The organism is Runella sp. R5_40, assembly GCF_057652295.1.
The window spans coordinates 1-10,175 of sequence record NZ_JBYFCH010000047.1 but is presented as its reverse complement, the minus strand read 5'-3'; the positions used below and the strand labels follow the sequence as shown (position 1 = coordinate 10,175).

Here is a 10,175-nt window from a genome sequence, read left to right as displayed (position 1 = left end):
AGACGGTATTTTGGAGACAAACTCTTTGACAGACTAGTAATTGCGAATATAACAGGTGCATAAACGGATAATCAGAAAAATCTATATGAACATTATAATTTAAAACCATATGTCATAAGTTATATTGACACAATGTTATTTGCAGATAAACTTGGGATGCCTAAAAAAATAAAAGATTTAGCAGAGAGTTTGGACTTAGAAGTAACAAATCATCACGACCCAGAATTCGATGCAAAACTTTGTGCTTTAATATTTGGCGAATTGACTGACAAGTATCCAAGTTATCAAGAACTAATAAGAAAAATTGATGACCAGCCTAAAACAAATAATAATTATTTCAATCAACCAAGTGAAGATGTTTTAGAAGAAAATGAAGAGCATTTATCAAATTATCAAATAACTCAAAACGAACTTGAAAACATTGATTTAATAGGAAAAGGAATAGTTATTACGGGCAACTTTTCAATAGAAAGAGAAGAAATAAAAACTTTTCTAATGAAAATTGGTGGACAAATAAAATCAGGAATAACAGGTAAAGTAGATTTTGTTTTTGCAGGTGAAGATTGTGGTTGGTCAAAAATCCAAAAAATAAACGACTTAAACCAATCAAAAAAAGCAAACATTAGAATTTTAAACGAAGCTGACTTAAATTATCTTATCAAAAAATACGGCATATAACATCGCATTGGCAAAATGGCGGGTTAAGTGCCAAACTCAACTTTTGTGCATTTTATTCCGCCGAATGTGTTCCACATTCAGCTTTTTTTAATAATTTAGCTTCTGTGGAAACACATCGGCTACGTCACTGCTAAATTGAACTTTTTGTCCAATTTATCCGCCACTTCGCCAATGCGTTTCCCGTTAGTGGCAACAAAAACAAACGATAATTAGACAATAAATGAAAAATATTTTATTTGTAGTTTTTATTTCAATGATATTTTTATTTGTTTGCTGTAACACAACAACGAATAAAAACATAATTGAAACAGAAATTTCTGATTTTGACAAAATTTTAGATAGTTTTCAAGTAAATGGTTCAATTCTAATTTATGATAACGACAAGAATACTTTTTACTCAAATGACTTTGATTGGGCTAAAAACGGAAAATTACCTGCATCAACATTCAAAATTCCAAATTCTATAATTGCTGTTGAATTAGGCATTATTGAAAATGATACAACTATTTTAAAATGGAATGGCGAGCAGAGAAAAATGGATATTTGGGAAAAAGATTTATCATTTAAAGATGCTTTTAGAATTTCCTGTGTTCCTTGCTATCAGGAAATTGCAAGGAAAATCGGAACAATTAAAATGAAAGAATATTTAGAAAAATTTGAGTATAAAAATATGATTTTTGACAGTTTAACGATTGACAATTTTTGGCTTGAAGGAAATTCAAAAATATCTCAAAAACAACAAATCGACTTTTTAAGGAAATTCTATTTTTCAAAATTTCCAATTTCTGATAGGACAATAAAGATTGTCAAAAATATTATGGAAATTGAGCGAACTGAAAATTACATTTTAAGCGGTAAGACTGGATTAAGTTCGATAGAAGAAAAATATAATGGTTGGTTTGTTGGTTATGTTGAAACAAAATCTAATGTTTATTTTTTTGCAACAAATGTAATTCCGACAGACGGATTGAATGTTGATGATTTTATTTCATCGAGAATTAATGTAACAAAAAATGCGTTAAAGCAAATGAATATAATGAAATGATAAATGCCACTAACATATGGTAGCCGATAATTGCCGGCTTTCGTGCCAACTTGATACTTTGGTGCTTTTAACGAACCGAAGTGCTAAATTGATACGAAAGTGCTGTAAATCCGGCAACTACGGCTACCATTTTTCGTTATGCGGCAGCTTAAAAGACGACACCAAACCAGAAAAATCATCTTGACAACCACCCGACTTTGAACTACGAAGGATGAAATTTTTCAGGGACAACTTCCAGCATTTCCAAAAAACAGTTTACCCATTGACTTGGAGACAAACAAACAATTTGAGCATTAAGGTTTAAACCGAATTTTTCCGAAATTGACCTGACCTGACTTTTCCTGAAAATCGACTTTAAAGCTGTTTTTACAGATAAATCAGGTTTCTCTAACAGACAGGAAATAAATGCTAAGTATTTGGCTTTAAACTTAAAATCAAAAAATAACTGTTTTCTTTTAATGTTTAACAGGGCTGATTTGACAGTTGGCGGTGGAAAGAAACTTTCAGGACCTACCTCATAGACAAGTTTCAAATCAAAAAAAGTATGATAGAAAACGGTATATGGATTGTAAAGCTTCCTCGAAAATAACTTTTGTGTAGGTTCTAACTGAAGGACAATGGAACCTCCCAGAAAATTTCCAAGACTCTCAAACATCAGGATTTTGAAAATATCGGAAGTAATGCCATAAGGAATATTTGACACCACTTTGAAAGGAAATTTCGGAACTGCAAAATTCCTAAAATCACAACCGACAACTTGAACATTTCGGGCATCAGAAAATAATTTTCGTAAATGTTCAACCAAAGCTGTGTCGTTTTCAATAGCAACAACATTGTTGGCGATTTTTAATAAATGAACAGTAAGAAACCCCTTGCCTGCCCCAATATCTAAAACCGTATCCTGATTACTTATATTTGCTTGTCTTATTGCATCTTTTATTAGCACTTTATCAATAGTAAAGTGCTGACCCGTAAAACGAACGGGCAATTTCTTTTTTGTCATTAGTAACTTCTTACAGGTGAATACTTGAATTCAAATCGTGGAGAAGTGAATAGACAGTATTACCCGACAGAGCAACTATGACAACGTAACGCCTTTACAAAAAAGTCGGTACACGAAACCCATAGACTAATTGTCTTGACCTAAAAGAGATTGGAATTTTCAGGACTGCCTATCACTTAGATAGAAGTCCAAGGTCTGCTGAAATACATAATTCAAAAATTGAAATTGCTTGACTGCAAATTTAGTAACTTTGCTTGACAAATTAACGAGAAAGAAGAGAAAATGAAAACCGACCGCATAACATCACCTATACGCAAGCAGGGGTTTCGTGCTTCGTAGGACAGTTAAGTGGTAAATTTAAAGTTCAGTTCTTCGTAGGAAGTTCAGTGGTTAAAATCCCTGCCTGCGTATAGCTGAGAACCGTTGTACGACATAGTAAAACCGAACCAAACAAAATGAAAGTCAGAGAAGAAAAGTTAAGAACAATTATAGAATGGTCGGAGAAAAACGAAGATGTAAGAGTTCTTCTTCTGACAAGTTCACTTGTAAATCCTTTAGCACTTGTTGACGAATTTAGTGATTTAGACATTGAATTTGTTTTTGAGGATAATACAAATTACATTTCAGACAAAAGCTGGACGCTTAAATTCGGAAATCCAATTGCTATGATTGAAGAAGACGAAAGTTGTTTTAACCATAAACACGCAATGAAAATGCTACTTTATGAAGACGGTGTGAAAGTAGATTTTAAACTTTACAGCAAATCAAAATTTATAAAGGAAACGCAAGAGAAAGAATTACCAGAAGATTGGGATATTGGTTATAAAATTTTAATTGATAAAGATGGTATTACAAAGCAAATGCTGAAACCAACTTATCAAATTTCCATTATCAAAAAACCGTCTGAAAAAGAGTTTCAAAATCTAATAAACGATTTTTGGTGGGACACAACTTACGTGGCAAAGTGTCTTGTGAGAGATGAAATATTCTATGCGAAATTTATGTCGGAAACCGTTATTCGCACAGAATATTTAATTCCTTTAATTGAATGGCACATTGCAAGTGAACACAATTGGAACATAACGACCAATAAATATGGACGGCTTTTCAAAAAGTATCTTAACCAGGAAATGTGGGCTAAAACAGAACAAACATTTTCAGGGAGCGATATAAAGGAAAATTGGACTGCTCTATTTTCAATGACTGATTTAGTTTCAGAAATAGGAACTGAATTGTCAAAAAAATTAGAGTACAAATACCCGGATAAATTAGAAAATGACATACGAAAATATTTAGCTGGACTAAAACCCAAAACATAACTACGTCGTACAACATCGTATTGGCAATAGGCGGGCTGAACGGCTTCGTATCAACGGAAGTGCAAAATTCAACTTCTGTTCTTCGATTAAAGTTCAGTGCTAAAAATCCCGCCCATCGCCAATACGCGGCACGTTATGTGAAAGAATAAAACGGCACCTCCAAAAAGAAAGTGCCGTTTCGAAATTAAATTTATAAATTCTCAATCCACTACTTCTGAAACAGTTGATTTTTCTATTAGAAAAATTCCGTCAAAAGCTTCTTCTATTTCAGTTTTTAGGCACATCGAATCAAATCGAATCTTATTACAATTTTTTAATTCCGTACTTCTGTTCATTAGTAAACAGCATTCTTTTCCTCCAAATTCTTGCATAATAAATTCAACAGAATCCGACTCTGGAAAATCAAGTGGAAATTTATCAACCCTAAAGCCAAATTGATAATCATTATCAGGATACAATGCCGCAGTTTCTCCACGTAGATTAGTTATTGCAAATGCTTTATATTTTTCTCCAAAAGTCATCGAAAGTCTTTGCCCCATTGGATAACAACTAATAAATCCATCAAAATCTACCGGAGTTTTTTGAATGTGAGCATTGTGGGCAACCAAAATAATCTTTTTACCAAGTGAATTTTTCAAAAACCAATCAATGCTTTCTGCCATATACTGGTCTTTTGCTCCCATATCTCCTTCAATTCCCCTTTCAGTAATGAAACTTTCCATAGCATCAGCATTATAATTCATATAAATCAAGCCTTTAACTTGATGAACTATCGATTGAAATTCTAAACTTTCTAATTTTGGTTGAAGAGTAATCAAACGAATGTAAACTTTTAATAGCAATGCTTTTAATTCATTATGTTCAGCTTCATCAAAAAGCGATAAATTTAACGCAAGCTGAGAAGTCGAATAGAAATCAAATTTCTCAGCAAGATTTAAAATCTTCTGTAAGACATCAGAAGAAACGATTGAAAGTCTTTGCAAATAATCAGATACAATACGAAAGTTTGGAAAATAAGAACCTCCATTTTTAGGAATATCCACACCTAAAAAGGTAATTTGATTATTATTGTCTTGATTATACCGACGAAGCCATAGCAAAGTATCTTTAAACTCATTTGGATAATAAAAGTGTGACAGTAACTTATCCAAATCGTCGAATGGAATTTGTGATTTTATCCACTTATCAACTTCTAATCCTTCAGAAAAACCAAACTCAAATGCCAAGGTGTCAAAATCACATTCAGTTACTAAAAACTCAATAACTTGATGCCTGAATGTAAAAAACTCTTTTATGAAATGTGCGTTTTCGCCTAAACCAACAATTGTAGAAGAATCAAAATATTCTCGAAATCGAAAAAGACTTTGTTTTATGGATGTATTATTTTCCGAATTAAACGGAAAAGTTAAGGGTTTTATATTTTTCATTATTACCTTATTTTAAATTAAAAATTAACGTACCAAATAGCAACCGTCTCAAAAAGACGATTTAATAATTTACTTTAATTTTTAATTACCAAGGCTTGCTGAAATACATAAAATGTGAATTATTTGAATACAAAGATACTAAAAATTCCTTCACATAATAACTAAGCATTCGTGGTGGCCGTAGGCCAAGCCATGAAGGCGATGTTGAACGAAAGCTTCGGTAGCGGTAAGTGCTCACCAAACCTTTTTCTTTTATTATGGAGTTATCGTTAGACGTACAACTACTCTGAGAGCAGGTTTTGGCCTGCTTTTCTGCTTTTAGAGCACTTATAGGTCATTTTCGCGGTTTTTCTTTGAAGTCAGGACATATCTTCCCTTACCCATCCTTTAGCCCACAGAATGAGGAGTCAAGTTTTGGCAAACGCCCATGTATTCAACAGGTGGGCCACGTCCATCGAAAGTAGCTATGGTGACCAAATTCCCTTCGCCACAACAATGACACTTTCTGAGCAATGTTTTTGGTTCAGATGCCTCTGCCGGCTTTAGTTTAAAACACTCCCGTAACCGCTTGAATTTGATACGTTTCCATGTGCTGCTCAAAAACCCGTAATGTCGTATTCTAACGAAGCGTTTGGGTAGTATATGTTGAGCAAAACGACGGATAAACTCCTGATGGCTCAAACTCATGGACTTTTTGAGACCATTTTGACGGTAATCTTTGTAGGAAAACCTAACACATTCGTCATCCACCTGCTGTATTCGATGGTTGCTAATGGCCACTTTGTGCGTGTAACGCCCAAGATACTCCACCACTGATTTGGGACATCCAAATCGTCGCTTGGCATAGACAATCCAGTTTTTCTTAAAAAGGTCTTCTCTGGTTGCTTTATCAATCTCCAGTTTTTTGCTCAACTCAACTACATACTTGGCTCTGAAAACCTTACTCATGGCTTTTACTGCAAACAAAAACTTACCATCCGCTCGCAGGTTGTGCCAACTGCCCTTGGCATCTACACCACCGCCCGGAACGATGCAATGCAGGTGTGGGTGTAAGCTCAAGTTCTGGCCCCATGTATGCAGCACCGCAATCATGCCCATCTGCAAACCCTTATTCCTGCCAAACGTTTCCAAGGTTTGCCAAGCAGCCCCAAACAACGAATCATAAACCGCTTTGGGCTGATGAAGTGCCAATGCATTCAACTCCGAGGGTAATGTAAATACAACATGGAAGTACGGTACCGGCAATAAATCAGCCTCCCGTGCCTGTATCCATTCTTCTCGTTTGTGGCCTTGGCACTTGGGGCAGTGTCTATTGCGGCATGAATTGTAGCTAATGCTGATGTTACCACAAGCATCACAGGCATCCATATGACCGCCCATCACCGATGTCCGACAATGCTGTATCGCTCGCAGGGTGCGAAATTGCCACCCATTTAACCCCAATTCTTCAATGCCATCGCCCAAACCACACAGCACATGGGCTACTTCCCAGGCAGGCTGCACTGTGAAAATAGCGTATCAAGCGGACTGAAAACGGGCTTGGTCTGCAACTGAGCCACATGCAAGTACAACATTGTGGTTTCGATATTCTCATGTCCCAGAAAGTTTTTGACACTGATTATATCCATGCCATCTTCCAACAAATGGGTCGCGCAGGTGTGACGTAGCGTGTGTACATGGACGTCCTTGATAATACCGGCTCGTTTGGCGGCTTCTTTCACAGCCCATTGTACCCCTTTTTGGCTGTAACGAGAATCAAAGTCCCCCCCTGCACGGTCAAAGATAGCAATGCCTCCAAACAAATAATCTTGCGGCCTTTCCGCTGAAATATAACTTTTTAGTCCTCGGATAAGATGCTCAGATAGTGGTACATAGCGGTCTTTTTTACCTTTACCCTGCACTACTTTTAGTTGCCTGCGGTCAAAATCTAAATCCGCCAAGCGTACACTTCGCACCTCCAAACAGCGAAGCCCGCATCCATACAACAGACCGATTAAGACCTTATGTTTCAGCAAGGTACACCCTTTGAGCATCGCCCAAACCTCCTGTTTGCTCAATACAACCGGCAGTTTGTTTACCTTTTGTATAGCAGGCAAATGCAGGTAACTATAGGGCAAGCCTTCAGCTTTGAGCAAGAAACGAAGCCCATAAACGGTATGTTTGAAATAGGTCTGGGATGGTGTGATGCTCCGCTGTTGGAGCATAAAGAGATACTCATGGACCTGTTCGCGGTCGAGTTCGGTGGGGATTTTGCCATAATGCAGCGCGATGGCCGCAATATGCATGGAATAGTTTTTGAAAGTACTTGGGCTGCGGCCAAGTATCGAAATACTACGCTCAAAACGGTGGATTAATTCTTGAAAGCCAGGCACTTCTCTACCGGCGCGATTGATGAGCGTATTCTCCCTTAGCTCATCAGCATTCTTTTTTTGTCATGCTAAATTTTAAGTTTAAATTGGCCTTAAAATTAACCCTTTTGAAGAAATATAGCTACCGAAGGTTTTGTTCAACATCGCATTGGCAAAATGGCAGGTTAAGTGCTAAATTGAAAGTTTCTGCATTTTATTCCGCCGAATGTGTTCCACATTCGCTTTTTATTTGTAAGTTAGCTCTGTGGAAACACATCGGCTACGTTCTCGCTAAATTGAACTTTTTGTCCAATTTATCCGCCACTTCGCCAATGCGTTTCCCGTTATGTGCCATTTTTGAATGACAATGCGAATAGATACAGACAAACAAATGAATTTACTTAGTGATAAGAACGTTGCAATAATTGGTGGTGGACCCGTTGGACTGACTATGGCAAAATTATTACAGCAAAACGGCATAGACGTTTCAGTTTACGAAAGAGACAACGACCGAGAGGCAAGAATTTTTGGTGGAACCCTTGACCTACACAAAGGTTCAGGTCAGGAAGCAATGAAAAAAGCGGGATTGTTACAAACTTATTATGACTTAGCCTTACCAATGGGTGTAAATATTGCTGATGAAAAAGGCAATATTTTATCCACAAAAAATGTAAAGCCCGAAAATCGATTTGACAATCCTGAAATAAACAGAAATGACTTAAGGGCTATCTTGTTGAATAGTTTAGAAAACGACACGGTTATTTGGGATAGAAAACTTGTTATGCTTGAACCTGGTAAGAAGAAGTGGACACTAACTTTTGAGAATAAACCGAGTGAAACAGCAGATTTGGTTATTCTTGCCAATGGCGGGATGTCCAAGGTAAGAAAATTTGTTACCGACACGGAAGTTGAAGAAACAGGTACTTTCAATATACAAGCCGATATTCATCAACCAGAGATAAACTGTCCTGGATTTTTTCAGCTATGCAATGGAAACCGGCTAATGGCATCTCACCAAGGTAATTTATTATTTGCTAACCCCAATAATAATGGTGCATTGCATTTTGGAATAAGTTTTAAAACACCTGATGAATGGAAAAACCAAACGCAGGTAGATTTTCAAAACAGAAATAGTGTCGTTGATTTTCTTCTGAAAGAATTTTCCGATTGGGACGAACGCTACAAAGAATTGATTCATACGACGTTGTCATTTGTAGGATTGGCTACACGGATATTTCCTTTAGAAAAGCCTTGGAAAAGCAAGCGCCCATTACCCATAACAATGATTGGGGATGCCGCACATTTGATGCCGCCTTTTGCAGGGCAGGGAGTAAATAGTGGGTTGGTGGATGCCTTGATATTGTCTGATAATCTAGCCGATGGAAAATTTAATAGCATTGAAGAGGCTGTTAAAAATTATGAACAGCAAATGTTTATCTATGGCAAAGAAGCACAAGAAGAATCAACTCAAAACGAAATTGAAATGTTTAAACCCGACTTTACGTTTCAGCAATTGTTAAATGTATAAAATGGAATAAAACGGCACATAACAAACAAATTGGCAATAGAGCCGGTGAAGTACTTCTATTGAACTTTTGTGCAATGTTGAAGATTAGTAATTCTATTCAACATTTGTGCTAAAAGTCGGCTCCATCGCCAATTTGCCAAACGTTATATGCCATATTACACCAAAACTCGTCTGAATTATACAAAATGAACTATGTTTAACTTTTTTAAACCTAAACCAAAAAATCAAATTGAAATGGAAGTTTCGGGAATAAATCCTGAAACAAACAATGAATTTCTATTCTATAATTTTATCGAAAATACACCAAACTATATTCTTGAACCTTGGCTAAAAAAAGCAAAACAAGTTGGTTATAAAGTAAAACCTCAATACGAACAAGCGATTTTGCAAAAATTGAAATTCAATCAATTTAAAAATCCTCATACATTCCCTGAGTACTTTGAAAATAAATTTGATTTTATTGCTATTGACTTTGAGACAGCAAATAACAGTAGATTAAGTGCTTGTGCAATCGGATTATGCTTCGTGAAAAATGACACAATAGTTTATTCGACAAAACACTATATAAATCCACCAAAATCAGAAAAGTTTTTAAAAACTCATACTTCAATACACGGAATTTCATATGAAGATGTAGAATTTTCCCTTAATTTTCAAGAATTATGGGAAGACGAACTTTCTAAATATCTTTCATCTAATTTATTAATTTTTCATAATGCGAGTATGGACTTGAGTGTTTTGAAAAATCTATCTGATTCTCCGCAAACACACCTAATATTTTTAGTATATTAGCGCTCAAAAAGCAGGGATTATGAACATATTCAGTT

9 protein-coding genes are annotated in these 10,175 nt (G+C 35.9%); 5 read left to right on the top strand and 4 right to left on the bottom strand.

From position 1 onward, the window contains the following. The first annotated feature begins 132 nt into the window (after positions 1-132). On the top strand, positions 133-678 hold the full coding sequence (locus AC23N5_RS31125) for a BRCT domain-containing protein (RefSeq protein ID WP_005807148.1): 546 nt from the start codon (positions 133-135) through the stop codon (positions 676-678). Between the two features lie 220 nt (positions 679-898). Beyond that, complete coding sequence (locus AC23N5_RS31120) at positions 899-1,723, top strand: class D beta-lactamase OXA-347 (protein ID WP_004295324.1); 825 nt, start codon at positions 899-901, stop codon at positions 1,721-1,723. Positions 1,724-1,925: 202 nt separating this feature from the next. On the opposite strand, the gene erm(F) is transcribed toward AC23N5_RS31120, so the two are convergent. After that, entirely contained in the window at positions 1,926-2,726 is an 801-nt protein-coding gene (gene erm(F) / locus AC23N5_RS31115) for a 23S rRNA (adenine(2058)-N(6))-methyltransferase Erm(F) (protein ID WP_004295323.1), read from the bottom strand. A 455-nt stretch (positions 2,727-3,181) separates the two neighbouring features. Between erm(F) and AC23N5_RS31110 the strand changes: the two genes are divergently transcribed. Further along, on the top strand, positions 3,182-4,045 hold the full coding sequence (locus AC23N5_RS31110) for an aminoglycoside 6-adenylyltransferase AadS (RefSeq protein ID WP_003013318.1): 864 nt from the start codon (positions 3,182-3,184) through the stop codon (positions 4,043-4,045). A 200-nt stretch (positions 4,046-4,245) separates the two neighbouring features. On the opposite strand, the gene ere(D) is transcribed toward AC23N5_RS31110, so the two are convergent. The 3 genes from ere(D) to AC23N5_RS31095 form a co-directional block, all read right to left on the bottom strand. Next, entirely contained in the window at positions 4,246-5,472 is a 1,227-nt protein-coding gene (gene ere(D), locus AC23N5_RS31105) for an EreD family erythromycin esterase (protein ID WP_009040233.1), read from the bottom strand. Between the two features lie 387 nt (positions 5,473-5,859). Further along, the gene (locus tag AC23N5_RS31100) at positions 5,860-6,975 is read right to left on the bottom strand and encodes an IS91 family transposase (RefSeq protein WP_487758516.1); all 1,116 of its coding nucleotides are present in this window, start codon (positions 6,973-6,975) and stop codon (positions 5,860-5,862) included. Continuing rightward, the gene (locus AC23N5_RS31095; RefSeq protein ID WP_487758515.1) at positions 6,954-7,844 is read right to left on the bottom strand and encodes a tyrosine-type recombinase/integrase; all 891 of its coding nucleotides are present in this window, start codon (positions 7,842-7,844) and stop codon (positions 6,954-6,956) included. Before AC23N5_RS31095 ends, AC23N5_RS31100 begins: the two co-directional genes overlap by 22 nt. Positions 7,845-8,181: 337 nt before the next feature. Between AC23N5_RS31095 and AC23N5_RS31090 the strand changes: the two genes are divergently transcribed. Continuing rightward, positions 8,182-9,348, top strand: a complete 1,167-nt coding sequence (locus AC23N5_RS31090; protein WP_008651082.1) for a tetracycline-inactivating monooxygenase Tet(X2) — start codon at positions 8,182-8,184, stop codon at positions 9,346-9,348. A 192-nt stretch (positions 9,349-9,540) separates the two neighbouring features. After that, positions 9,541-10,140: an exonuclease domain-containing protein gene (locus tag AC23N5_RS31085; protein WP_050427871.1), complete on the top strand. Its 600-nt coding sequence runs from the start codon at positions 9,541-9,543 to the stop codon at positions 10,138-10,140. Positions 10,141-10,175: the final 35 nt, after the last annotated feature.